The sequence below is a fragment of the Prevotella sp. HJM029 genome, assembly GCF_000599605.1.
In the GTDB taxonomy this organism is placed as follows: Bacteria; Bacteroidota; Bacteroidia; order Bacteroidales; family Bacteroidaceae; genus Prevotella.
Genome location: NZ_KK082676.1, coordinates 27,246 through 52,742 on the forward strand (window position 1 = coordinate 27,246; position 25,497 = coordinate 52,742).

General features: G+C 40.9%; 17 protein-coding genes and 4 pseudogenes. 10 read left to right on the forward strand and 11 right to left on the reverse strand.

Features of this window, described 5'->3' with window-relative positions; all coding sequences use genetic code 11:
• Positions 1 to 336: pseudogene (locus X919_RS17330) on the reverse strand (IS1380 family transposase); the annotation flags it as partial.
• A gap of 323 nt (positions 337 to 659) precedes the next feature.
• Between X919_RS17330 and X919_RS0112895 the strand changes: the two are divergent.
• From X919_RS0112895 to X919_RS0112905, 3 genes are all read left to right on the forward strand, one after another.
• Complete coding sequence (locus tag X919_RS0112895) at positions 660 to 2,105, forward strand: hypothetical protein (RefSeq protein WP_028900464.1); 1,446 nt, start codon at positions 660 to 662, stop codon at positions 2,103 to 2,105.
• A 17-nt stretch (positions 2,106 to 2,122) separates the two neighbouring features.
• Complete coding sequence (locus X919_RS0112900) at positions 2,123 to 3,034, forward strand: hypothetical protein (RefSeq protein ID WP_028900465.1); 912 nt, start codon at positions 2,123 to 2,125, stop codon at positions 3,032 to 3,034.
• A gap of 113 nt (positions 3,035 to 3,147) precedes the next feature.
• A complete protein-coding gene (locus X919_RS0112905) occupies positions 3,148 to 4,251 on the forward strand; it encodes a clostripain-related cysteine peptidase (protein ID WP_172642744.1) in 1,104 nt (367 codons plus the stop codon).
• Between the two features lie 1,138 nt (positions 4,252 to 5,389).
• Here X919_RS0112905 and X919_RS15485 read toward each other — a convergent pair.
• Positions 5,390 to 6,838 (reverse strand): annotated as a pseudogene (locus X919_RS15485) (TraM recognition domain-containing protein); the annotation flags it as partial.
• 173 nt (positions 6,839 to 7,011) lie between these two features.
• Here X919_RS15485 and X919_RS15490 point away from each other — a divergent pair.
• Entirely contained in the window at positions 7,012 to 8,577 is a 1,566-nt protein-coding gene (locus tag X919_RS15490) for a helicase-related protein (protein WP_051502540.1), read from the forward strand.
• A 52-nt stretch (positions 8,578 to 8,629) separates the two neighbouring features.
• Here X919_RS15490 and X919_RS0112920 read toward each other — a convergent pair whose 3' ends face one another.
• From X919_RS0112920 to X919_RS0112945, 6 genes are all read right to left on the reverse strand, one after another.
• Positions 8,630 to 9,652, reverse strand: coding sequence for a nucleotidyl transferase AbiEii/AbiGii toxin family protein (locus X919_RS0112920; protein ID WP_028900467.1), 1,023 nt, complete (start codon positions 9,650 to 9,652; stop codon positions 8,630 to 8,632).
• A 3-nt stretch (positions 9,653 to 9,655) separates the two neighbouring features.
• The gene (locus X919_RS0112925; RefSeq protein WP_253270148.1) at positions 9,656 to 10,243 is read right to left on the reverse strand and encodes a DUF6088 family protein; all 588 of its coding nucleotides are present in this window, start codon (positions 10,241 to 10,243) and stop codon (positions 9,656 to 9,658) included.
• A gap of 116 nt (positions 10,244 to 10,359) precedes the next feature.
• Entirely contained in the window at positions 10,360 to 10,668 is a 309-nt protein-coding gene (locus X919_RS0112930; RefSeq protein WP_007136075.1) for a helix-turn-helix domain-containing protein, read from the reverse strand.
• Positions 10,656 to 12,716 carry a bifunctional DNA primase/helicase gene (locus X919_RS0112935; RefSeq protein ID WP_028900469.1) on the reverse strand — a complete coding sequence of 687 codons (2,061 nt, stop codon included), beginning with the start codon at positions 12,714 to 12,716 and terminating at the stop codon, positions 10,656 to 10,658. Before X919_RS0112935 ends, X919_RS0112930 begins: the two co-directional genes overlap by 13 nt.
• Positions 12,713 to 13,093, reverse strand: coding sequence for a MerR family transcriptional regulator (locus X919_RS0112940; protein ID WP_007136073.1), 381 nt, complete (start codon positions 13,091 to 13,093; stop codon positions 12,713 to 12,715). The genes X919_RS0112935 and X919_RS0112940 overlap by 4 nt, the downstream gene beginning before the upstream one ends.
• Positions 13,084 to 13,431 (reverse strand): helix-turn-helix domain-containing protein, encoded by a 348-nt coding sequence (locus X919_RS0112945; protein ID WP_036918067.1) that lies wholly within the window; start codon positions 13,429 to 13,431, stop codon positions 13,084 to 13,086. Before X919_RS0112945 ends, X919_RS0112940 begins: the two co-directional genes overlap by 10 nt.
• Positions 13,432 to 14,111: 680 nt before the next feature.
• Here X919_RS0112945 and X919_RS0112950 point away from each other — a divergent pair.
• Both X919_RS0112950 and X919_RS0112955 read left to right on the forward strand, forming a co-directional pair.
• Entirely contained in the window at positions 14,112 to 14,723 is a 612-nt protein-coding gene (locus X919_RS0112950; RefSeq protein WP_028900470.1) for a master DNA invertase Mpi family serine-type recombinase, read from the forward strand.
• Positions 14,723 to 15,574, forward strand: a complete 852-nt coding sequence (locus X919_RS0112955) for a TaqI-like C-terminal specificity domain-containing protein (protein WP_028900471.1) — start codon at positions 14,723 to 14,725, stop codon at positions 15,572 to 15,574. Before X919_RS0112950 ends, X919_RS0112955 begins: the two co-directional genes overlap by 1 nt.
• On the opposite strand, the gene X919_RS0112960 is transcribed toward X919_RS0112955, so the two are convergent.
• The 3 genes from X919_RS0112960 to X919_RS0112970 all read right to left on the reverse strand — a co-directional run bounded on the left by X919_RS0112960 (position 15,571) and on the right by X919_RS0112970 (position 22,550).
• Positions 15,571 to 18,924, reverse strand: a complete 3,354-nt coding sequence (locus X919_RS0112960; RefSeq protein ID WP_028900472.1) for an Eco57I restriction-modification methylase domain-containing protein — start codon at positions 18,922 to 18,924, stop codon at positions 15,571 to 15,573. The genes X919_RS0112955 and X919_RS0112960 overlap by 4 nt on opposite strands.
• Positions 18,925 to 18,936: 12 nt before the next feature.
• Positions 18,937 to 22,257: a helicase-related protein gene (locus tag X919_RS0112965; RefSeq protein WP_028900473.1), complete on the reverse strand. Its 3,321-nt coding sequence runs from the start codon at positions 22,255 to 22,257 to the stop codon at positions 18,937 to 18,939.
• Positions 22,258 to 22,346: 89 nt separating this feature from the next.
• Positions 22,347 to 22,550, reverse strand: coding sequence for a helix-turn-helix domain-containing protein (locus X919_RS0112970; protein ID WP_028900474.1), 204 nt, complete (start codon positions 22,548 to 22,550; stop codon positions 22,347 to 22,349).
• Positions 22,551 to 22,907: 357 nt separating this feature from the next.
• Here X919_RS0112970 and X919_RS0112975 point away from each other — a divergent pair, with 357 nt between their 5' ends.
• The 4 genes and pseudogenes from X919_RS0112975 to X919_RS16730 all read left to right on the forward strand — a co-directional run.
• Entirely contained in the window at positions 22,908 to 23,213 is a 306-nt protein-coding gene (locus X919_RS0112975) for a DUF3853 family protein (RefSeq protein WP_028900475.1), read from the forward strand.
• Positions 23,210 to 24,257 (forward strand): annotated as a pseudogene (locus tag X919_RS15495) (AAA family ATPase). The gene X919_RS0112975 and the pseudogene X919_RS15495 overlap by 4 nt, the downstream one beginning before the upstream one ends.
• Positions 24,258 to 24,439: 182 nt before the next feature.
• Entirely contained in the window at positions 24,440 to 25,330 is an 891-nt protein-coding gene (locus X919_RS0112985) for a CHC2 zinc finger domain-containing protein (protein WP_028900476.1), read from the forward strand.
• Between the two features lie 95 nt (positions 25,331 to 25,425).
• Positions 25,426 to 25,497: pseudogene (locus X919_RS16730) on the forward strand (plasmid mobilization relaxosome protein MobC); the annotation flags it as partial.

Sequence of the window (25,497 nt, forward strand, 5' to 3'; positions counted from 1 at the left end):
GTAGGTCTTGCCCATATCTGATGTGTATGAAATGTTTTCTTGTGTCAACTCCTTTATCGCTCTGAGGATAGTATCAGAGCTACAAGTGCGAAGTGTCGGATGAAGCGAGAGGTGGTTCATCAAATGAGTAGTGACATCCTCAATACATGAACCGACACAGAAGTAGATACTAATGAGAGAACGGATGATTTCGCTGTACTGATAACCGAACGATCTACACCTTAGACCGAGCGTTGAGTCGATTACAGATGATAATGTGGAGTCAAACTGCTCCATGATTGAAAATAATCCCCCAAAAGGAGTGAGTCTCTCAGATTTAATTTGTATCTTCGCCATGTCTATCGTCGGATTCTCTTGTTTTTTTTGCAACACTAAGATAAGTGAAAATTATGACATGGCAAAATCCTGAGCAACTTTTTGTTGCTCAGGTACTTAAAAAGTTTAATTTATAATAGTGTTGCGGAATTAAGGGCTAACTCTTTTTTGAAGAGGCTTGAAGAACTTGTGCAACCAATAGCGGCTTTGTATATGCAATATGTATCAAACCATTAAATATATGTAAAATATTTTAATATACCCCACAACGTACTGCGGTTTCTTGGAAGGATTATAAACTTTTATTATATTTGCCAAAGCAACAAATATTCAATTCACATATTATGAAAAAAATAGATCTATTATCAATTCCCTTTTGTGTGATTTTACTTTTTGCGTGCAACAACGAAGACCTCTCTCCAGAGATATTAGGTTCTTCAATAGAAAGTAATCACAAACGTCAAGAGCTTTACATACCTTATGCTGACTCTGTTGAATTAAAGGAATTAGCTCAAAATAAAAAAGTTCTTGATTTTGAATTAGCGAGAAAAATTGCCTTGTTAGAGATGAATGAAACGGGATTTGTCCAAGATATGGCCTGGAACGGCTATCATTTAGCACCAAATCCTGTAGTAATATACAATTTGGAATCTTGGCCGAAGTTTTATGATTTTATTGCATTTGACTCGGAAAACAATGCTATAGGTACAATACGTGTCAATGCCAACCGAAAAAACAGTAGTGTCATAAACGGAGTATACTCCAGCGTTTTTGATTATAATGAGTTCTTAACAAAATCCAATGCTTCCAACCCTTCCATTTTTATGGATTGGAAAGGGGAACAATTTGTAGGAGTCAGGTCAAAGGCTGGTAAAGCACCCAAGCAAATTATATCAGCTGATAATGGGACTCCTGTACTCATGGAAAATATGAGAGAATTAGAAGGTGAAGAGATTATCCAGCACATGGAAACTCACATACTTCCAACATTAATACCTGATCAACGTGCTTTTGAAAAAGTACCAGATTATATGGTGGCAGACGAAGAGCTTAATAAAGAGATCGAATATGGAAAAAATATGACTGTGGAGGCGTTAAAAGACTCTATGGAAGTCAGCTTAGCAAGAACAGAAGAAGAAGCTAAAGCATATTGGAATACTTTAAGTGCTTATGAACAAGAACTCTTAGAGACAAGTGATGAAGAACTTAATAATGAAGGTAAATTTTTTGGTCGATTATTTAGAAGAATCTTTAGTCGTACCGATAAAAGTTTAAAATGGATTGATAAGTATGATGACAGAAAGCATTTTTACAGAAGAGGTGGTGCATGTGGCCCTTGGGTTTGCGGATATATCCTTTATGTGAATCAAGGCGAAGATAAATATGATTTCTTTTATAATAATGCTTCTTCATTTGGAGAGTTTGGTATTTTAAATTTTGCTTTGCGTCTTTTCGGAAGACCGATGACTCCGGGAGAAATGGGGTGGACAATGCCTATTGCTTCCAATGGGAAAATATGGATTAATCCAGCTCTGTGCTTTGCAGATCTTTTTGCATATGACCAAATAAAGCATTATAAGAAACCTGCAATCAGATTGTGTGGTTCTGGTGGGCAATTACATTGGACTTTAGCTTATGGTGCAAAACAGACTGGTTCTTGGCTCTGGAGAAACTATTATTTCCTTCAGATAGATAATGGTGCAAAAGTAGGCGTGCCAGGAGACAAGAAGAATGGCGGCAACTATACAAAGGTTGATTGGTGGAATCCTTGGTTAATGGTTTGGGATTAATTTAAAGATGTAACAAAATGAAGAAGATCTTCTCTTTACAATTGTATGTTTGGCTTTTTCTTACAATATTGTTTTCCCAATGTACAAAGGTTGATTTAGAGGAAGGAGTACACAAAACAACTATTCTTCGGCATAATTATATTGCAATAACCACAAAAGATGATATTCCCGGAGAAGTGGAAGTGCATTATAGTATATTGGGCAATAATGGTCAAAACGAAGTCAAAACAGAGAGGCTTTCTACTCCTTGCGTGATTGGTGGAGAGAACGTCTTGGTCTCCTATGACAGTATTGTTGGTACACATTCGGGGAAAAGTGTTTTTAGCCAGCTTACCTTGAAAAGAGACTATCAAGAAAACGGAGCAGATTTTCTTTCAATCAAAAACTTGTCTTCGACCGTCCTTGAGTATGCCGTAATCGGTAACCAGCCTCTTGTGTTCCATAACCCTGCGGATTTAAAAGAGTACCATAATTTCACCAATTTAAATGAGATAGATAAAACCAAGGTTGTAAAAGAAAGTCCAACTCCTATTAATTCAGATGGTATTCCTGTTTTATATTTACTAAAGCCTGAACTTTCTAAAATTAGCCAGTACTATATTTTGCTAAGTATTGGAGATTGTGTGAATGGGGAGCTTACAACCGTAGAAAGTACCTATGCTAAGAATATTGTCATTAAACCTACACAGTATACTATTCGAGAAATAATGAATTTCTACAAAGAGGAATATAGCCATGGCAAAACCCTATTTGCAGACTACAACGACTATGATTTAAAATGTCAAAAGTACAAAGGTCTAGCTCGTTTAGACATAAAATTTTATGGAGAAATACAACCTGAGTCTTTTGTAAGGAACTCCGGACAGATTTGGTTTATTAATACAACTTCGGGAATGAAGGGAATTGACACCTTTAAGATATTTCAATAGGAATGATACATACTAAATTTATGTTATGTTGTCTTTTGTCAGTGCTATTATTGAGTTGCTCTGAAGATGATGACATAGTTAGGCATTCCGAGAAAAACGCTATATTCGTTTATATGGCTGCAGATAATGACTTAGATTACTTTGCAATACAAAACATCAATCAGATGGAGAGGGGTTTTTCTGAAAATCAAATTAGTACTGGGGTTTATGTTTATGTAGACAGGGTAAAGAATCGCAAAACCTCTCACCCATGCCTATATAAAGTAAAGGCAGACAATACAGATTTAATAGTTTCCGAGATAATCAAAACCTATCCAGAACAAAACTCGTCAAGTGCAGATGTTTTTGTAAGTGCTTTAAAAGACGCAATAGCCTTTTCAAGAAAAGCCAATGAGCAAATTAAAGGTATTGTACTTTGGTCTCATGGGAGTGCTTGGCTCCCAAAATCAGAAATTTTAAATTCTAAACGTGCTTCAACTTCATCAACTCGTTCCTTTGGAATTGATATAACCACAGAGGAACCCCAAGAACCTTATGAAATGGATATTAGGGAGTTAGCAGAGAGACTGCGTCCTTTTCATTATGATTTTTTGGTATTTGACGCTTGCTTTATGTCATCAATAGAAGTTTTATATGAGATGAGAAACAGTTTTGATTACATTGTATCCTCGCCTACGGAAGTCCTTGCTACAGGATTTCCTTACAAAGAAATCCTACCTGAATTATTAAGCAATAGTCCAAATTACAGTGAAATTGTAGAAAAATATATTGCTCAATATAACGAAAAGAAAGGTGTCCTAAAGTCAGCGTCTATGACTGTTGTAAAGACATCTGTTTTAAAATCTTTTTCAGAGTCTTTAAAGGAATTGATAAACCATGATGTTACAGTTCCCGATATAAGCACTATTCTACAATACGATCAAGAAGCAACATCTTGGCTGTTTGACATTGGAGGTTTTGTTTCTCTCTTTAAAAATTCCGAACGAAAAGAATTAGTAATAAAACTTCTATCTGATATGATATTATCATATAATCATACAGATATGTTTTACGGTAAAATCCCTTTAAATGGCAGTTCAGGAATTAGCATTTATATTCCCAACAATCATAAAGATAGAAAATATGAGCATGAATTTTACAAAACACTATCTTGGTATAAAGATGTTAGTTGTGACAGTTATTTTTGGAACAATTATAATACTGGTATCTTGCAATAAAGAAGATATTTACCCTGAATATTACACGCTATTAGTTGAGAATAAGTATTTTGAACCAATTGATTCCATTGCAATTGATAATCAAACAGAACATACTGGTATAGAGGTGAGTAATATTATTGTCTGTAAAGAACAGATTACACGTACTATTCACGAGTTAATCTGCTACACACACTCAAATCTGAGATTAAAAATACAGTTCAAAGCAATTAGCAATAAAAAACAGATTATAGCAACAATACATTCTGATGGTTCCATTTCGTTAAGATGATTCATTCGTGTAAGAACAAACTGGTAAATATTTAGTCTAGTGCAAAACTTAAAAGAATTTCATAAAATGTTTCTCAATACTGGAAACAGATATTGCGAATATATTTTAAAAATCTAAGTTTCTTAATCTCACATGCCTTGTATACTAATCAGACAGTAGCAAGGTCACACTCTTGGGCATAGGCGATAGATGTTTCATCAGTCGCCTTTTTCTGTATGCTGTTCTTGGTAGGTCTGAATAGGAGTTTCGCAAGGTATTGATCTATTGTGTGTCCTTCTGCTCGATATCCATCTTGTGGATGACATTCTGACTGTTGTCCCTTCACTGTAAGATATTAAGATCGCTCTGTTCATTCGCCATATACGTACATGGGTATGGTCGGATCGCTGGATATTTCCTATCTTCGCAGCATGGAACCATAGTTTGTATTTAAAGTTTATCGTGAAAGAATATGTGAGACGCATACTGTGCAGAGAATGTTTCCTAGAGGAGCTCGAGGAGATAGAGAAGAGTAGAGATAAGGGCAAGAATAAGGTGTAGGGGGAAGCCTTGTGGAAGTTAGCCAGCCGGCGTCAAGCTTGTTGATCTTGACGATAACGAGCATTTCTAGTGACGCTATGGGACTGAAGTCTAATGGCACATCAATGAATTTTCCAGGCAATGACATGAAACATCAACTGTTCAAGGATACACAGTTGAAAACTTCACGATGGCCAGTCTCATCAAGAGAATCATGATCAGTGTCGTATACATATGGGAAGTGAGGACTTACATCAGAATCAGTTTCTCGACACGTCATCGACATCGGGATGAAATAATTCAGGTTAATTGTCACACCACATTCACAACGCTCTATCTGTGCTTGCGCTACTTGGCAGGAATGAGATGGGATAAGGCTGGTGTGTGTGTTATCCTTTGAATCTCTGAATCAACTAACGAGAGAATTTCTTCCTTGACCTTGCGATAGTTAGCTTCGATGGTCTCTTTGAGATTATCGGAGCCATCTTTATTTGTAAAGTCTACTATCACAGGTATGGGCTGATAGGCTTTCATCTCCGCAGAAACCTTTGCATTATCAACTACTATCTCTGCATGGAAAATCTTTTGGTCGATGCGTTCATCGAAGTTATCGGACACAGCCCCTACAAACATTCCTTGCGTAAGGTTGCTGATTTTCGATGCAGGGATAAGACTGTCCATCTGTGTGGAAATAGACGTAGACTTGTCGTTGCGGTTGATGGTCATAGATTGGCGTTGTTGAAGCACCTTACCAAATCGCTCGGAAAGTGTTTTAGCTGTTTCTCCTACCACTTGCCCAGAGAACACGTTACCTACAGTGTTCTGTATTACCTTACTTTCTTTGTCGCCATAATCACGGGTAAGTTGTGAGAAGTCTTGAAAGCCCAAACATACCGCCACCTTATTGCTTCGGGCTGTAGCAATGAGATTATCCAGCCCACGGAAGTAGATAGTCGGCAACTCGTCGATAATCACAGAACTTTTGAGCTGCTTCTTCTTATTGATGAGCTTCACGATACGGCTATTGTAAAGTCCGAGTGCAGCCGAATAGATATTCTGGCGGTCGGGATTATTACCAACGACAAGGACTTTTGGCTCATTAGGGTTATTGATGTCAAGTGAGAAATCGTCACCCGTCATCACCCAATAAAGGGCAGGGCTTATCATACGAGACAGTGGTATTTTGGCACTGGCTATCTGTCCCTGCAACTGGTCCTGTGCTCCGCCTTCCCATGCGTCCATAAAAGGAGAAAGGTAGTTGGCAAGTTCATCGTAGGAGGTGAGTATCGGGAATATCTGCGCATAGGGTCGGTTCAGGAACTCTATGGCGTGCGGAAAGGTGCAATACTTTTCGTTCTCATAGATTTTGAGGAACCAGATGATGGCGGCAAGCAAGATAATCGGCGACTCCACAAAGAAATCACCCTGCTTCTGAATCCACGAGCGGTTCAAGTTGAGCATGATGGTGTAGGCATTCTCATATGCATCCGATATATCCGTCATAAAGGTAGGATTGATAGGATTACACTGGTGCGACTTTCTCGGATCGTCAAAGTTAATTACATAGAACTGCGGCTTTACCTTGTAGGCATCCAAATGATGAAGCAGGTGATTATAAGCAATCTCGGAAAGGTCGGGAAACTTATAGTCGTAGATGTACATGGCAAAGCCTTTTTCTATTTGCTGCTTGATGTAATTATTCACGATAGCGTAGGATTTGCCCGAACCCGGTGTTCCGAGTACCATTGAGGCACGGAAAGGATTGACCACGTTAATCCAACCGTTGTTCCACTTCTTCTACTGCCAAAGACATCGGTATCGACCGACCCGAGAAGAACGAGATACTACACAACATACCGCCCACGCCCGAACAGGAGGTGTTTATCGGCAAGCTGATGGAGTTTGCCAAGAGTGGCGATGCCACGCTTTTGGGACGTGCGCCGCTCAGTGAGAGCGAGGAAAGGGCAAAGATGCTTATTGCAACAGACTACGCGAGGAAGATGAGCCTTGACCTCAGAATGATAGATGAAAATGCTTACTCAGATCATATCGACAACAAGGCAAGTCATTGTGCCAAGATGCTCAATGACTATTACCAAAAGTTCGACGCACAGAAAGGGACGCAGTTCGTTTTCTCTGATTTAGGTACTTATAAGCCCGGTGGAGACTTTAATGTCTATTCGGAAATCAAGCGTAAGCTGGTAGAAGACTATCACATCCCGTCCTACGAGATACGCTTCATTCAGGAGTGCAAGAACGAGAAGGCAAAGAAGGCGATGGTAGATGCTATGAACCGTGGGGATATCCGCATTATCTTCGGTTCTACCTCTATGTTGGGTACTGGGGTGAATGCTCAACAACGTGCCGTTGCGGTCCATCATTTGGACACGCCTTGGCGACCTTCGGACTTAGAGCAGCGTAACGGACGAGCTGTGCGCAAGGGAAACCTTATCGCCAAGGAGTTTGCGGACAACAAGGTTGATGTGATTATCTATGCCGTAGAGCGGTCACTGGACAGCTACAAGTTCAATCTGCTGCATAACAAGCAATTGTTTATCAATCAGTTGAAGACCAATACGCTCGGTAGTCGTACCATTGACGAGGGCTCGATGGACGAGGATAGCGGTATGAACTTCTCAGAATACGTAGCAGTGCTTTCTGGCAATACCGACCTTTTAGAGAAAGCAAGATTGGATAAGAAGATTACCACCTTGGAGTCAGAGCGCAAGAACTTCCTCCGTGAGCGTGATGCCGCAACGGGCAAGTTGGCAGAGATTGACAGCTCCGTGTCCTTCCATACGGATAAAATCAAAGAGGCAAAGTCTGATTTAGCTCTCTTTGAGAAGCGTGTGGAGCGTGATGATGAAGGTACACCTATAAATAAACTGACAATCAAAGGTGTGGAAGACTGTACTGACATCAAGACTATTGCTGCACGTTTACAGGAAATAGACGAAAAAGCTCGCACCAAAGGAGAGTACAACAAAATTGGCGAAATCTATGGTTTCTCCATTATGGTCAAGACAGAGAGTACTTCCAAGGACTTGTTCGACTGTTCGGTGAACCGCTTCTTTGTAAAAGGGCAGGAGAGTATCTACTATACCTATAATAACGGTAAATTGGCAACAGACCCGAAACTTGCATGTCAGAACTTCATTAATGCCTTGGAGCGTATTCCAAAGGTGATAGAATCGCATGAAAAAGAAATGGCAAAGGTTGTTGCAAATAAAGATGTTTATACTAATATTGCTAACAGTTCTTGGAAGAAAGAGGACGAGCTCCGCTCACTTAAAAGTGAAGCTGCCGAGTTGGATAGAAAGATTGCGCTTACGCTTGCACCGCCAGAAGAACAAGAAGAAGAGGAAAAGGAAAATGAACAAAGCGGTTTATCACAAGAAATTAAGCAAGATTCAATAGAAGAGTCTCCCACACAAAAGGTAAAGACTCAATCTCCCACACATGCTCCAAAGGAAAGGTTTGAAAGTCATGATGATGTGATGAGTCGGATGATTATCTCTAAACCGAAATGGCGATAAAAAAGCGTCGAGCAAGAAGACCTGCTCGACGCTTTTGCTAACTACCGAATAATTATACATACGCAGTTTTTCTAATCCTATCCTGCAGTTCTGCTATACGCTTTAACAACTTATCAAAAGGAAGCGTGGAACCATAAAAGAAGTGCTTGCACATATTGTCATAATCTTTCTCCCACTCTACAATAGTTTCAGTTGGAGGGACAAACGAAATGGTACTCGGAGAATGTTTGTCGTAGTCCACATACTTTAACGCATAAAATGTACGGCGATGTTTAACGATGGCATCATATAGCTGACGATCGGCAATAGCATCTTGTCCATATATGGTATCCATAATTCGCTCAAGGTCGTATAAATGTCGACTCATACGTACATGTCTTGGATGCTCTTTTTGGAATTCTTCTGCCAGTAGAAAGATTTTTTCAAGAAATGTGCGAGTAGGCAGTACGGTTCTTATGACAGATGACATCTTATCTTCATCGGGGAAGCTTTCGCTTATCAATGATTGTATGTTACATTTCTCTGTAGGCTCATCCATGGAGAGACAACTTATTTCAATCTTCACACGGGCAGGGATATAATCTATCATATCCTTGATAATACTGTCATAATGCAAAAATATCACCGTAGGATCTTTATCACTATCGATAGGAATCAACTTTCCTTCTTGACTTTGCCGGTAAGTTACATTCTCAATTCGATAACCGGTAACTCCCATATTCTGAAGCTGCTTGTCTAATTGCTTCGACAAACTTTCATGTATAAAAGACCTTGATAATTTACGGAGTTTCTCACGCTGGCTCTTGCTTGTCTTGTCAATTCCAAAGAATGAACGGTGAATAGCCAAGTCTATGTCCTCTGAGAACCGTTCAATGAGGTTGAACCCTTTTGACAGTGAAGTGCCTCCTTTAAAAATAAGTGCGGGAGCACAAGAGCATTGGAACAGTGCATGCAGGGCTACTGTTACCCACCAATCTTTTTCTATTGCTGATTGATTGACCCCAGAGTGAGTTTCCTCTGTCTGTTGGAGCATTGCCAGCCGATCCTCCAACGTATTGTTTATCCAAAGTTTCATATTTTATTTAATCATAGGCTTGATAATCCTTTTCATCCATTCCGGCATTATCTGCACATCACTGATTAGAGCCTGTCTATCGGATTCTTTGATTACCAATCTTTGTATTTGCTCCAGTTCTTTTGGACTGACATTAGGCTCTCCCAGACATCTAAGGGCTTGAACAATTAAGGCTATAAGCTGTGTCTTATACGCAAAATTGCGAGGAACTCCACGCTTTAATGTAACTTGTCGCTTCCCGATAGCCAGTTTCCGTGCACTTCCTGTAGTCAGGAACGAATAAGACATTGGCACCTGAGTAGAAAGTCCCAAAGCATTCAATGCTGTCTCGCCAGATGGGAGTATCTGGGCTTTATCTCGTATGGAAATAGCCTTGACAATATGTTCTATTGATGGCATAATGGGGCCGAACCTGCTCATTCTAGGCTTCACATAAATGCCCGAGGAAATTCGTACGAGTTCTCCTTTTTCAGTTAAGTCCGTCAAAATACGACCAACTGACTCGGGATGATACTGCGGAAAATCATTTCTGAAGAAGATGGTGTCGTTCTCAGAAGATAGAATTTGTTGTCTAAGGGTCTGCTCATTCATACGCATGTTGGAAATTCTTCAAAAAATTCCAACGGCAAAGATAATGCATTTTCTGCATAAACCAAAAAATCCGGGAAGAAAAATCTATATTTAATCTTCCAGTTGATGGGAATATACTACCATTCTTCACGCTTTTGTACCATTTCATCTATCTCTTTCCGAAGAAACAGCAACCGACCATTAGCCTTGAGATAGGGGATTTTCCCAGCCCAGACCCAATTGTAAATCGTCTTCTGTTCCACTTTCAGAATCTTGGATACATCAATGATGTCCAAGTATTCTGGTTTCAAGGGCGGATGGACAGTCGTGTCAACGGATTGCTCTTGCAGGACAAGCAGGAGGTTGAGTTTGTCCTCGACACTCATCAGCTTATCAAACAATCGTTTCTGCCATGTATCTTCTGTATGATGTTCTAAGTACGACATAGTTCTCCTTTTTGATAGTTGCCATTGGTATCTTGTGCTAAGATACGTTGTTCTTTCATGTAGGCGATGTATTTCTTCGCAGTTCTGTCCTTGATTTCCATCTCCCGCATCAGAATCTCACAAAGTTCCTGATAAGTGAGCTTGAGGGAATTTCTGAAAGCTTCTTTTACAACGCCGATAAGTTCATCGGTCTTGCGCTTTTCCTTGTCTTCCTTGGACTTCTCACCACGATAAACGTGCATGTCTTCTTTCTTGTCCCAGCCGAAAAGCATCATCGGTACGTCCAACGGACTTCCGTCACGCACTTTCAACGCCTTTACGACCGAGTATTCAGGATTGTCGTCTTTCTCTATGGAAAGGATACCCGCCGCCTTACGTTGAAGTTCCGAGCCGATATGTCCCCGAAGTTTGATACCGTTCGGCACGAAGTGCAATACACAGATAATACAAGTATTGTATATCCCAGCCAAGCGGTAAAGTTCGTCAACAATGGCTATACTTTCCGTTTCATCGTTCGCAGAACGTATCAGATCAGCAATACCATCAATGACAACGAGGTGTATTCCACCATGCTTGTGATGGAACAGGTCCATACTTTCACGGATAAGTTTCAAGCGGTCCTTACGAGAGAGTGAGGCAAGGTAGAGTGAATGGTAGAACTTCGGTACTGCCGTCAATGAAGCCCGGTGCAAAGTCTTGCCCAGATTCTTGTGGAGCTGTGCCTCAGACTGTTCTGTGTCATAGTGCAAGACAGCCAAGCCTTTGGGATTGGCAGTAATCTCCAATCCCAAGGTTTTCTCTATAGGCAGCCGTTCATTCCCCAAAGCTCCGGCAAGGATGGCTCCTACATAGTTGCTCTTGCCTGTACCCTCACCTCCGGTAATGCAGAACAGATTATCCTGCGTTCCCAAAGGGACACCATTCACTGCCACCACAGACTTAGAAATATCTGGTGGATTGTCGTAGTCAATTTCACAGGAGCGAAGCATCATCATGGTTTGGCTATATAGGTCTGTAAACATCTTGGCAAGCAGTTCTTTCAGTTCCTTCGCCCCGTTGCCTAAGGCAAAGAAATCAGAAATGTCCTTTTCCGTCTTGGTTCCACTAAGTGGGAGTGTAAGATTCAAAACCTTGTATTCTGCTAAATGTTCAGCTTGTCTATGCGCTTCCCGTACACCCGTCTCATCTGCATCATACAAGAGTATGATATGCCGAAAGCGAAGTCGAAGGCTCTCTATGATGCTTTCCGGTATTTGTGCCGTTTCACTGTTGAAGCAGATTGCATTGAACCCGTGCGCATACAACGAGAGCACATCTTTTTCCCCACCTGTAATGAAGAGCATATCTCCTTTGGTGGGAATCTGCTCCATGCCGAAACAATAGGTCATAGGCATCCGCCCACCATAGAGAAAGCGGATTTTCGGACTGTGAGGGCGATATATCTTGACATAGCCATTTCCAATATAGGCGAATATCGGTTCTGTCGGCGAACTATGAAGCTCAAACTTCTTACCTTCGGCTGATACGCTCTCATACCGCTTAAGACTCCGTACACGAAAGCGACGGAGTGTATCTTCATGGATTCCGTAATGCACCCAATAGTTCAGCAACCCATCGTCAAATGGCTGTATCTCGAAACTATATGGGCGTTCTTCCGTACACTTGGTTGTATCAGCCTTGGGAATGGGAACGATTGGATTTTTATATGCTGACGTGATATGGCTGCTATGCTTTTCACCATCACATAAAGAATACAATCCAAGTTCTTGTACTATAGTTTCCAAGACTTCGGGAAAACTTGTTTTCAAGTTCAAGTTACGGAGGGTTGCCACAAACCAGAAGCAATCCCCTGAATAGGTGGTATCGCCATGATCATAGAATTTGTAAGAAGAAGTTTTCCTGTCGTAGTAGATATGGCAGGAAGCCCGTCTATCGTCATAAAAGGGGCTTCGGAAGTTGCGATGAAGGTTTACCTCAAAGCCTAGGAAATGGGAAAACACATTCAGACCTCCCTGTGTAAGCAAAAGAATCTGTTCCTTTTCTATCATAGTTGTCGGTTTTTAGGATTAAGACATGAACTCATGATGAGATTGTCCTTGAAACGGTTGAGCCGACCAAGAACCTCGTCGTTTCTCATGCCTGAGACACGGAGTCGGTTACATTTCGTGGCTATCACGATAGACTTGAAGAAGTAGCGTACATCGCCACCCTCCGTGTAGCGATACCGTACCAACTGTTTTTTGCGCCAGCGATAAAGGGTGGACTCTGAAACATTCAGAGTCCCGATAAGATCTTTGGTTGTCATCTCCAGCTCGTCATCAATGTCTTGAATAAGACGGGAGGTGCGCTCAACATACTGCTCAATACGATTGAGCTTGTCTATCAGTTCCTGATAGGCTTGGCTTTCTACTGCGATTATTTCCATCTTTTCAACTTGGTGCTTTTAATTGTTATATCCATCCCAGAATTTGCAAGGTATTGCATAAGAGAGTTGTAGGCTTCTTTTGTATACACCTCAACGTGTACTTCTGCAATAGATCTGGGAAGATCTTGTCCATTACTTGCGAGATATGCAAACATCTCATAAACATTTATCTCCAAAACAGTCGCATAGTTTACTATTTGGAGAAAATCCATTGTAATCTGACCAGACTCCCATCGGGATATTGTACTTTCATCAACTCCCAATTTCTCAGCTATATACGCCTGTTTTAGATGTTTGTTCAATCTCTCATTTCGAAGAAATTCCAGTAACTCTTTCATAAACATAAAGTTATAGAAACATCTTGGCATGAGCAACCCGTCACACGCAAGTTTATGTACCCTCTGCAAGTCGTCATGCACCAGATGCAATTTTTTGTTTGGTGGCGGATGCAAAGGGTATCTATATCACTCATAAGATAAATATAGTAAACTTATATAGAAATAAATAATAACATAATTTACCTTTTATAGTGATAAAGCTATAAAAGATCACCAATATCAGGCTGTCACACACAAGTCCTCCAGTGCAAGGTGCAAGACCCCTTATATATAAGGGCTTGCACCTTGCACTGGAATGTGTAGCAGTAAAATCTCTAAATATTTATGGTACAAAGATTTGGAGGTTAGTACAATTTTATATACCTTTGTACCGAAGCAAAGAGAGCAGTTGTGCTTTCAAAAGGTAGTCAGAATGGTAGTCATCAAGCGGTCAAAATACTGCTACAAAAATGCTACACTACTGATTTGTCAAAATTGATAGAACATTTAATTACAACGAGTTAGAAGAGTTTGGTTCATAAACCTCTCTCTCCGCAAACAAGGGTGTAAATCAATGAGTTACGTGATTTACACCCTTTAGTACACCCCAAAACTTCATTGTCTTAGAAAACTTATCGCATTTCTTTTATTACAATATTCGTTTGTATTCGTGAAAGTAATAACTATCACACAATACAAATATGATTTACGGATATATTAGAGTAAGCAGTGACAAGCAAACAGTGGAAAACCAACGCTTTGAGATAAATAAGTTCTGTGAAACGCAGAACATTGTGATTAACGATTGGATAGAGGAAACCATCAGTGGAACGAAGAACTATACCAAACGGCAGTTGGGCAATCTATTGAAGAAAGTGGACAAAGATGACATAATCGTCTGTAGTGAATTGTCCCGTCTTGGCAGAAACCTCTTCATGATTATGGAGATATTGAACATCTGCATGATCAAAGAGTGCCGCGTATGGACAATCAAAGACAACTATCGTCTTGGCGATGACATTCAAAGCAAAGTCCTCGCATTTGCTTTCGGATTATCGGCAGAAATAGAGCGAAACCTCATCAGCCAGCGCACCAAAGAGGCCTTGGCAAGAAAGAAAGCCGAGGGTATTGTCCTTGGTCGCCCTAAAGGTCGCAAAAGTTCCCCCGACAAATACAAACTTTCAGGCAAGGAAATACTCATATCTGAATTGCTAAAGAACGGTACATCACTTCGTAAAATAGCTAAGATTTGCAAGGTTGATAGGAATACGCTTGCAAGGTTTATTAGACTCAAAGGATTGACGGAGAAATAATGAGCGATTTTGTGCAGCAACAGAACTCCGTTTGCGACTTTGGCTCGTCTGAAAGTTGGGTGATCCTATCCCCCATTGAACAGAGTATTAAACGTAAAATAGAGAAAGTAGGAACACCGCTTAAAGATTGGGACATCCAAATAAACTATGGCATCAAGACTGGATTTAACGAGGCGTTTATAATCTCTACCGAGAAACGAAAAGAAATCCTTGCCAACTGCCAGACGGAAGAAGAGCGCAAGAAAACGGATGAACTTATACGACCGATTCTTAGAGGCCGGGACATCAAACGTTATGGTTACGAGTGGGCAGAACTATGGCTTATTGCCACATTCCCATCTCGTCATTATAACATAGACGATTACCCCTCAGTTAAACAATATCTCCTTTCGTATGGCATTGAAAAATTGGAGCAAACAGGGAAGGTCCACAACGTTAATGGCGATAAAGTTAAGTCTCGCAAGAAAACCAATAATAAGTGGTTTGAAACTCAAGACAGTATAAGTTATTGGGAGGATTTTTCTAAGCCAAAAATTGTATGGAATAGAATAGCTGCTATTAAACAGTTTGCAAAAGTAGATGAGAGTGTATATATTCAAGATAGTATGCACTTCATTATTGGAGAAAAGCTGAATTATATTTGCTCTGTTCTTAATTCCAAAATCATTCAATGGTTATTATCAACGATTATAGGCGAAGCTGCAGGTGGAAATGCTGGTAATGCCGATAATATTTGGAATATTCCAGTCCCATTTGTAAGTTCGGATAAATCTATATCTGATAATTATCTATACGAAAAATATGAACTTACCACAGAAGAAATCGCATTTATAGAAAATAGAGAGGATTAATCCTTCTCTATTTCTTTTATTTCATCTTCACTAAAATTGAATAATAAAAGACAATTCTTTTCTATATTGATATTCTCATTAGCACGTTCTATCACTTGCTGATTGGGAGTGCCTATCATTTTTGGTATCGGTAGTTTTTCAAAAAATACTTTCTTATATCTGTAACCATCTTCTCCCAATCCTCCACCTGCATAGAAGTGCTTAAAGAAATAAGTAAATACTTTTGAATGAAAAATATTATAAAGATACCGCAAATGTTCACCTGTTAGAATAAATGTTGTCGCTTCAGGAAAGAATTGACCTTGTTCATCCAAATAGAATTGTGGGGAACGAACAATTTCAGAATACATTATTTTTGGCTTAGAAAAATCCTCCCAATACTTAGCACCCCATCTTTGCATCGCATACCATTCGTACCGAATCCCAGTTTCTGCTTTGTTTCTTTTAGACAACTGTTCTTTATATTGTAGCATATGCGAAAACACTGCAGGGTATTGCTCTTTAAAAGCTCTTTCCGCTTTATCGGATGCTCCTTGAATGTTTTCATCAAATTGAAATGGGAAATGCCAAGGAATATATATTAACCACAAGTCTGCCCACTCGTAATCATATCTTTTTATATCCCTGCCCCGCAGAATCGGTCGTATAAGTTCAGCCGTTCTTGTCCGCTCGTCATCAGTTTGGCAATTTGCCAATATCTCATCACGCTTTTCGGTATTGATAATAAAGGCCTCATTGCAACCTGTCAGCACACCACGATAGATGTTTATATTCCAATCTCTCAATGGTGTACCAACGGCTTCTATTTTCTTTTTGATGCTTTGTTCAATAGATGAAAGAACCACCCAACTGTCAGACGAGCCAAAGTCGCAAACGGAGTTCTGTTGCTGCACAAAATCGCTCAAATTCTTTACACTATCTTTATTCTGCTTATTGGTAATGGCGCAGGTTGTTTTATGCTGGTTATTAGACCTTGAGATAAGTAAGATATTTGTGTCAACAGTAGCACTTTCAAAGATCTTCACTCCAGCAAAGTCTATAAGCAGTAATGGGTTTGTCTTATTTGCAAAGAAGTCTCTTGTCTTCTCTCCATATCCTGCACGCATCCATTTGTTGGACGTAATATAGCATAAGTGCCCATCTTTCTTCAATAGCTGCCATCCACGTTCATAGAACAGACAATAGATATCACCTGTACGTGCAAAGGTGAAATATCCACACCCTTCATACAGTTTCGCTAATTCTCCACCATTATTTTGAAGTTGTATGTATGGCGGATTGCCAATGATGATATCAAAACCATCAGCTACTCCGAACATCCATTCTGGGTCAAAGAATGAGCTTGTATCATTCTGGTCGTATGGATTCCATTCTGCAAGTTGTTTGGCATCATCAGATGCAAAGTTATTCTCATCAGATAAAAGTTCTATTAGTTCTTCGCGTAAGGCTAAATCCTTCTCTCTTAAGCGGTGTTTTGTAGAAGTCGACTTAGCAGAAAAATGTAGATGACGTATCTGATGTAATTCTTTCTTTATTGACTCTATCTCCTCACTTTTAAAGAGGTTTAACTGACGATTTTCCTTCTTCTTTGCAATAAGTGAGTTTGCTGAAACAAAATTAGTTTCAAGGTTAGGCAATGTTGGGATGCCGAAGTTTGGTTTAGAGGCATCTTTCTCACAATTACATATTAAGGAAATGAAGAAGCGCAGTTTTGTTATCTGTGCTGCAATACTCTGTATATCACAGCCGTATAGGCAGTTCTCTATAACAGACAGTTTGAGTTCATAAATATCTTCATTAGGTGATATTCGTTCAAGGATGTCAATTATTCTGTTTAACAGTCCCATAGGAAAAGCACCAGAGCCACAAGCAGGGTCAAGTATCTTGACAGCCTTTAGTTTGTCAGCAATCTTTAGATATTCATTACTCTTTGCTTTGTCAAAAGTGAAATCATAAGAGAAAAGTGAACGAACAAAGTCATTGTTTCCCAAATAGGCAATGAGACTTTCATCAACCATATAATTGACAATCTCACGTGGTGTATAGAATGAGCCACTTTGGTTGCGTGCCGTCTCTTTTGTTTCTGGGTTATAGGCACCCAACAAGTTTTCGAAGACTTTACCTAAGAGTTCAGGGTCAAGTGCTACCTGCTGTTCCTCAGGTGAGTTCTCCTCAATAGTAAAGTTATATCGGCTCAGAATGGAGAGCAATCCTTTCGCTGGCTCAAAGAAAAGATTGTTTGGCACGACGGCACGATGCTTGTATCGGCCATCCGCAAAACGAACATCATTACGACTGAACCCATCAAAATTATAGCATTGTTCCACACCGTCGGCATATTTTGTCTTGTCAAGACACTCAAACAACCCACCATTCAGGAATGGTATTTCAGCAAACAGATTGATGACTTCCTGTTCGCTAATAGAGAACATTTCTGAATAACGATATAGTGTTTTTACATCACGCTTGCTTGAAGTTGCAAACTTACGGGTATTGCCGTCCTCGTCCATAATGGCACGGTTGAGCGTTCCAAAGAACAGGTTTTGCAGAATGGCATTGTAGTAATTGCCAATTGTCGTGCTGTATGGGTCGAAATCTTTCAGTATTGTTGTTAAGAAGTCAACATCAAAGATTCTGTCTGGTACCAGATTTTTCTGTTTGATGAACCAGACGAACATGATACGGGTAATCATACGGATGACCTTTGTTTCAATGTCGTCTCGGTCATCGTCCTCTGTTGTGGTGTTGTTGGGGAAGGTGATGTTTGAAGATGGCTCAACCGCCCACTGATACCACTCAAAAAGATCCTTGTAGAATTGTTTCGTGAGTGCTTCTACGGAGAACACTGCTGTGATGTCGCTCAATGTCTGTTTACTATCGCGTAGAATCTTGAACTGCTCAATGGCTGTGCGGCAGCCACGCCCTCCTCCAAGAAGGTAGGTATAACGCTTGGTGTCCGTGGAAATTTTCTCGTAATCACCTTGCTTGTTGAATCCCCATGTCTCACTGACATATGAGAATCGTAGTACACTCTCATTCTTTCTGTAGCAGAACATAAACGCTCCTGCATAGCCCATGTTCCGCCAGTCGGTTGTAAGCATATCGCGCATGCCACGGCGATTGCGTTCGATGTTCATGTTGTCAGTGAGTTCTACTTCATAGACGGCAATAGATTCGCCATCTGACAATGAAATCTTACCGAGATTAAGAGCTTGTTTTGCCAGACGGCTGCTTACATGTACCTCTGAAGGACGGTTCCAAAAACTGACCTTACCACGGAAAATATCGTGAAAGAGTTGCTGCCAGGATTCACGATTATATTTTGATTCTATGACTTCCTTGTAATTCATAGGACTGTTCATTTATTTGAAGGATTCTGATAATATAATTTCTGCATCGGTCTCTTTCTCGTTGAGCAAGGCTTCCTCTGCCATATAATAAGGGGCATACTTCTTTGCCATTTCAATGATCTCTACTAAGGCTTCGTCATGTGTCATACGTGCCTTACCGCTTACACGGCGTAAATCTTTCTGTATGCGCTGTAAACGCTTGGCAATATAGGTGATGACACCACGCTCTGCCAGCGTTTTTAGTTGGGACACTTTCAGATAGAGGTCATTGTCGTCAATTTCACGCATGAAGTTGGTGAGAAGGCTAATGGCCGTTGTTACCTGAGCACCCATGTTGCCTTGGGCTTCCTTTGAAGTATCTTCCTGTTGGATTTCTGTGTCGCGGATGGTACGGAACTTCACCAAAGCCTTTTCTACATGCTGATGATGCTCTTTAATGCGTTCTGTTGGCTTTTCGTCTGGAGATGCCTTAAAATATTTCAGAGCATCAAGCACAGAAATCTCTTCTGCATTCTCGGAAACGAGGAAAAACACTTTTCGGAAATTGGTTTTGAGGAAAACCAAAGTGTCACCAGAGAGAGTGACACCATCGACGGTGTGAGATTCGCGACCTGTGCGACTACGCAAAGAGAGTTTTGCTATGCGATTATATTCCCTGCGGTTTGTCTGATATAGTGAACGCAATTCCTCATAATATGGTATCTCTTGATTGAAGTCCTTCTTCTGTTCTTTCAGGGATTCGTCAAAGAGTTTACTCAGATTGCGGTCAAGTATCTCAATCTGGGAATATATCTGGTTGTCTTCGCCAAAGGTAGAGTGGAACGTCTGTATTTTACTGACTGCAATTTGATTGAGATTGATTTCCCGGTTTCCTTCACGCGAAGGATAGAAAACATAGTTGTAAATGTGCTTCGATGCGGAGCCGATACGGTTCACACGTCCAATGCGCTGCATCAGACGAGTGGAGTTCCACGGTGTGTCATAATTGACTATCACGTTTGAGCGATGGAGGTTGACACCCTCAGCTAGCACATCAGTTGTCAAAATGATGTTGTAATCATTAAGTTTTGTCTTATAGTTGGCATCAAAGTTCTCACGAATTGTCTTAAACTGCTGACTTCTATTGCCTGATGAAATAACCAATACATCAGAACGGTTGATGCGACGTTCCAGATATTCAATGGTATCTACAGATTCCGAGAATACAACAAGCTTCTGTTCTGGGTTGCGGCCGGCCTTGAACAATTCGTGTTTTAGAAGCTCTTTGAACTTGGCAAACTTAGAATCGTCTTCATCCGATATGTCTTGCCATTCATTCCACATCTTTTCCAGAATTGCTTGGTCAGCTCGTAACATTTCAATAAACTCGTGTCGGAAATCATCTGCATGAAATACCGCATTCTTTGGGTTCGTCTCTGCCTTGGCATTCAATTTCTCTTCAATTTCCTCTTCTGACAGACCATTCTCTAACAACAGGTTGATGTCAAGATCAGGAGCAATGAACACCTTGTCATTGGCAAACATATCCAACATATTTTGGTTGGCTTGACGGAAATTCTGTATGGAAACCTGGAAAGCATAGAAGCTGCTCTCCAGACGCTTAACAAGTCCGTTTTTACGGATGCCAGCCAGACTACGGCTGATAAGTTCCGCATTGTCATATAAGCCGTTGGAGACTTCCGGCTTCAGATAGGCAATAGCCTGATAACGTGCGTAAGTCAGCTCTTTGTCGAGCGTTTGCATGGCACGTTCAAAGAGATTGGCCAGATGCTCGTTGAGTTCGTACCTGCTCTCAACTGGGCGTTCCACTTTCGGGAATCCGTTTACGTCCTTATTGTAACGCGGCACACTTTCAATGTCTGTGCGTGTACGTCGGACAGTCAGGGGGTTGATAACGCGGTCGCGTACTTTCTCTGCCAGTTTCTTAAAGTCACGTATGTCAGCATCTGGATTATTACGCAGTTTTCTGAATTCTACAATCAAAGGAGCAAAGAAAGCTGTCAGATTTCCGACACCATCAATGGTGCAATGACGTGGGTCTTGAAACAACAATATCTCGTTGTAAAGGTCTGCTGGGGTGTTGTTCATAGGCGTTGCCGATATGAGCATCACCTTTTTCTTGTAACCTGGTATATTGCCAGTTTCCACACGGGGCATCTTGCAAATCTCCTGCAACTGCTCAAAGGCTGAGGTCGTATGGCTACGGAATTTGTGTGCCTCGTCCACCAACACAAGGTCGTATTCATCTGCATTCCAGTAGTTATAATTATCTTCGTCCAGAACCTTTGAAAGGCTTCCGTTGCTGATGAAGTTCGCGTATTTGTCAATGCCAAAGTCCTTGAATGTAGTTTTCCAGTTCTGTTCAACAGCAGGAGGATAAACTACAAGAATCTTTGTTTGGTCACGGCCATTCTCAATCAAGAACTTCTTTGCAATCATTGTTGCTATGACTGTTTTACCAAGACCCACCACATCGGCAAGGAAGAAACCATCGTAGCGGATTAATTTCTGATAGCCCTCTATGACCGCATCCATTTGATAATCATATTTGGTATAGCCTTCCGGCATATCGAATGGGTCGTCGTTGTCGGTTTCCAGTATGCGGTCGGAGAAATGCTCCATGAGCATTTTGATATAGAGGTCGTATGGTGAAACATCACCTTTCAAATATGTTCTATCAATAGAAGTCTTCAGATCATCGGCTGTAATCTCGCATCCCTTGGCTTCTTCCCATAACTGTTCAAATTCGTCTTTTGCAAATCGAACGTCCTCATGCTGAGTCAACTTCACATTGAACTCATACTGCCGTTCTTCGGTAATGCCAAGACCATTGCCAGACAGATTGCTGGAACCAGTTATAGCCATGCCTTGGGTGTATTGATTGAAGTCGTCAGGATAGAGTACATATATTTTGGCATGTATTTTCTTTGATGGATGAGCGCGTAATTCCAACTTACCGTCAAGAAGGTCTTGCACCATTTGGAACATGCCATCCTCTATCTCCTTTCTGTAGTTGGAACCTTCAATGTCTTTGCACATCTGGCGAAGACAATCCTGTTTTACATCATCTTCTGCGCCAAAGAACAGCTTTCCTTGGCGAGCGGCTTCTGCAATATACTTATCCACATCTATGCCTATCAGCACCCTTACCTTATTGATACTGTCAAGGAAAGGGCGAAGGGAAAAGTAACCAGATGCACGAAGGAATCCTATGACGGCATCAAGATTGCGGATTTGTGGGTTATGCTGTAGCACACCCTCAAACTCTTTCATTAGTGTATTCCCATCCCTATTGGTGAAGATGTGGGAATTGGATAGCTGAATTGTACTCATATAGTTTTGTTCGCATATAGATTATCTACACTTACTTCTATAATTAGGGGAATTGGGTTGAGAATATCGATATCCGTTTTTATAATTTCTTATTGTATTAATTCTTTTGGGGACACACCGAGCAGGTCTGCTACCTTGAAGATGGTAGCAAGATTAGGCTGCTTGCGGTTACAAACGTAGGCGTTGGTGATGCTAAAACTCATGCCCAGTTCTTTGGCAAGCCACGTTTGGCTAATGCCTCGCTTCTTCAAATGCTCCTTAATCAGGTTGCTGTGCTCTTTCTTTTGTCCCATCGGATGATTATTTATCTTGATATTGATTACAAAGTTATGAACTTATAATGAATAAAACAAAGAAAAATGGCACTTTCATGCTACTGAAAATAGTTTTTCCTGTGAGAGGAAGTCCTAAGGAATCTCTTAAACAATCAATGATGATTGAGAAACAATGTGTATGTGCCCGCAATAGCCTACTTTTAGCATGTATATTGAGCATTTTTGATAGTCGCTGATATCCTTGTATTTCCTTATACTTCCCGCTATATCCCTGCCTCTTGGTAGAGTATCAAAAGCTCTCTATTTTTGCATCGTCAGACCTGACTGAATGCCCTATGCGCAAGGGCGAGTTATTCATTTCAAAACAATTGGATTATGACGATAAACGAATTACTGGACAAGCCTGTTTGGCAGATGACTGGTGAAGAATTACTTTTCCTTGCACAACATGGTAATATGTCCACGAGCAGGGAATCAATAAAGACTTCTTCCTCCAAAGAAGAAAAGCGATATGTGTATGGTTTAGCTGGCATTGCACGCCTCTTTGGGTGTAGCCTGCCTACCGCTAACCGTATCAAGCAGAGTGGTAAAATCAATCGTGCCATTACACAAGTGGGTCGTAAGATTATTGTTGATGCCGACCTTGCGCTGGAATTGGCAGGGCGAAAGATAGGAGGATGAACACGACAGATTATGAAAACATTTGGAAAGCATCGCTCATTCACGTTACAGACGAGTTTTCGCTTCCGCCTGTTGTACTGCAAGCAGGCGAAGCCATCATTGGTACACTGGGTAATTTCAGTGTATCGACAGGTAAGGCGAAAGCCAAGAAGACTTTCAATGTGAGTGCCATTGTTGCTGCAGCCCTTGTCAATGGCAAGTGCTGGAGTATAAGGCTTCATTCCCCGAATCGAAAAGGAATATCCTCTACTTTGACACAGAGCAAAGCCCTTACCATTGCCAATTGGTGATGCAACGCATTCTGCGATTGGCAGGACTGCCGATTGATAGAGAACCCGAGCATTTGAAGTTCAGCCATCTCAGAGCCATTGCCGACCCTAACGAGCGCAGAGAAATCATCCGCTATGCAATTTACAACACGCCCAACGTGGGATTAGTAGTCATTGACGGCATTCGTGATTTGATGCTCGACATCAACAACTCAACGGAGGCTACCAAGTTGGTGGGCGACCTGATGCAATGGACGAGTGAACAGAATATTCACATTCAGACCGTGCTTCACCTCAACAAAGGAGACGATAACACGCGAGGGCATATCGGCACGGAACTCAACAACAAGGCAGAGACAGTCTTGCAAATCACGAAAGACAACACCCTGCCAGACCGAAGCATCGTTGCTCCAGCCATCATCCGTTCTAAACCCTTTAACAAATTCGCTTTCGGCTCAAGGAAATGGAAGATGAGGTATGTGTTCCCGAAATCGATACTTCTTACAAGGACGCAGATTGCAAACCTCACCGCTATTCTTACCACGAACTAAGCGACACGGAATATCGAAAAGTATTGACACAAGCCTTCTCTTTGCACGAAGTCTTGCCCTATGGCGAACTTATCGTAGCTCTCAAAGAGGCTTATGCTAAGATTATGGGGCTATCCTATGGGCAAACTAAACTTAAAGAACTCTTGCAATTTCTGCTCAACAAAGGCATAGTGGTTAAGGAAGAACGAGGAAAATATCGGCTCAGCCAAGACCATCTACCCTAAAACCTTTGGTCGGTCGGACGCAGGCTATATATACCTGAACCAACCCGACCAAATAGAAATAAGTTTGGTCGGTCGCAAAGGGGTGCCTATAGTAGGCGACCGTCCGACCAAACAAAAATCAACCAGCCTCCAAAAGAAAAAGGCTGAGAGTTATTCTTTTCAAACATCAAAACAAAATTACAATGGAAATACAAAATATCAAGCAAATCTCTATCACAGATTATTTGCAGCAACAGGGTTATTCACCTGCACGAGTACAAGGTATTCACTTTTGGTACTACTCTCCGCTGCGCAACGAAAGTACACCATCATTCAAAGTAAATACAGAGCGTAATCAATGGTATGACTTTGGAACTGGCGAACATGGAGACATCATTGACCTTGTACGTACTTTACAGCATTGTACCATGAACAAAGCCATTGAACTTCTATGTGGTTCAAAACAAATAGTGCATCAAGATTTTTCTTTTGGCGGTGAAAGAAAAACCTCTAAGCACAAATTAGAAATCATATCTGTACAATCACTTACCAATCCTTATTTGTTACGTTACATCGCAAAACGAGAAATACCTCTCAGCATCGCCAATAGATTCTGTTCTGAAATTCGATACAATAATACCAATCGGACATACTATGCCATTGGATTTTCAAACGATGCTGGCGGATGGGAAATTCGTAGTCCTTATTTCAAAGGCTGCATAGCTCCAAAAGCGATTACAACTACTAGTAAAGGCACAGACGTTTTACAAATCTTTGAAGGGTTTATGGATTTCCTTTCGTGGCAAACGCTAAATCCTTCTTCAACTTGCGACACCATAGTTCTTAATTCTTTGGCTCTTTTGCCACGTATTCAAGAGAAAATAAAAGGCTACAAACAAGTTGAGAGTTTTCTGGACAATGATGAAGCAGGACGAAAATCGTTTGAATTTTTGAAGCAGTTTTGCCCATCTATCATAGACGGTTCTGTTCGCTATCGAACTCACAAAGACCTCAACGAATGGCTTGTTTCTCAGTCCAAAGTGCAAGAAAGTCAACCTTCGTTACCAACCACGAAGCGTGGTATCAGAAGATAGTGTTTATCTGGGAAGCAAGTTTGTGTTTTGAGTATCTCAAAACCTACTTGCTCCCACCTTTGGGAGGTGAAAATCCCGTTGGTCTCATCAAAAAAATAAAAATGGAACAGAAAAATAAAGGTGGACGACCCACTAAGACTTTATCAGAGAAACGGAAATATCAAGTG

What these genes read in the sequence shown, in the direction of transcription:
- X919_RS0112895 (WP_028900464.1), top strand. Translation starts at nt 660, where the DNA reads ATGAAAAAAATAGATCTATTATCAATTCCCTTTTGTGTGATTTTACTT.
- X919_RS0112900 (WP_028900465.1), top strand. Translation starts at nt 2,123, where the DNA reads ATGAAGAAGATCTTCTCTTTACAATTGTATGTTTGGCTTTTTCTTACA.
- X919_RS0112905 (WP_172642744.1), top strand. Translation starts at nt 3,148, where the DNA reads ATGGCTGCAGATAATGACTTAGATTACTTTGCAATACAAAACATCAAT.
- X919_RS15490 (WP_051502540.1), top strand. Translation starts at nt 7,012, where the DNA reads ATGCTTATTGCAACAGACTACGCGAGGAAGATGAGCCTTGACCTCAGA.
- X919_RS0112920 (WP_028900467.1), bottom strand. Translation starts at nt 9,652, where the DNA reads ATGAAACTTTGGATAAACAATACGTTGGAGGATCGGCTGGCAATGCTC.
- X919_RS0112925 (WP_253270148.1), bottom strand. Translation starts at nt 10,243, where the DNA reads ATGAATGAGCAGACCCTTAGACAACAAATTCTATCTTCTGAGAACGAC.
- X919_RS0112930 (WP_007136075.1), bottom strand. Translation starts at nt 10,668, where the DNA reads ATGTCGTACTTAGAACATCATACAGAAGATACATGGCAGAAACGATTG.
- X919_RS0112935 (WP_028900469.1), bottom strand. Translation starts at nt 12,716, where the DNA reads ATGATAGAAAAGGAACAGATTCTTTTGCTTACACAGGGAGGTCTGAAT.
- X919_RS0112940 (WP_007136073.1), bottom strand. Translation starts at nt 13,093, where the DNA reads ATGGAAATAATCGCAGTAGAAAGCCAAGCCTATCAGGAACTGATAGAC.
- X919_RS0112945 (WP_036918067.1), bottom strand. Translation starts at nt 13,431, where the DNA reads ATGAAAGAGTTACTGGAATTTCTTCGAAATGAGAGATTGAACAAACAT.
- X919_RS0112950 (WP_028900470.1), top strand. Translation starts at nt 14,112, where the DNA reads ATGATTTACGGATATATTAGAGTAAGCAGTGACAAGCAAACAGTGGAA.
- X919_RS0112955 (WP_028900471.1), top strand. Translation starts at nt 14,723, where the DNA reads ATGAGCGATTTTGTGCAGCAACAGAACTCCGTTTGCGACTTTGGCTCG.
- X919_RS0112960 (WP_028900472.1), bottom strand. Translation starts at nt 18,924, where the DNA reads ATGAATTACAAGGAAGTCATAGAATCAAAATATAATCGTGAATCCTGG.
- X919_RS0112965 (WP_028900473.1), bottom strand. Translation starts at nt 22,257, where the DNA reads ATGAGTACAATTCAGCTATCCAATTCCCACATCTTCACCAATAGGGAT.
- X919_RS0112970 (WP_028900474.1), bottom strand. Translation starts at nt 22,550, where the DNA reads ATGGGACAAAAGAAAGAGCACAGCAACCTGATTAAGGAGCATTTGAAG.
- X919_RS0112975 (WP_028900475.1), top strand. Translation starts at nt 22,908, where the DNA reads ATGACGATAAACGAATTACTGGACAAGCCTGTTTGGCAGATGACTGGT.
- X919_RS0112985 (WP_028900476.1), top strand. Translation starts at nt 24,440, where the DNA reads ATGGAAATACAAAATATCAAGCAAATCTCTATCACAGATTATTTGCAG.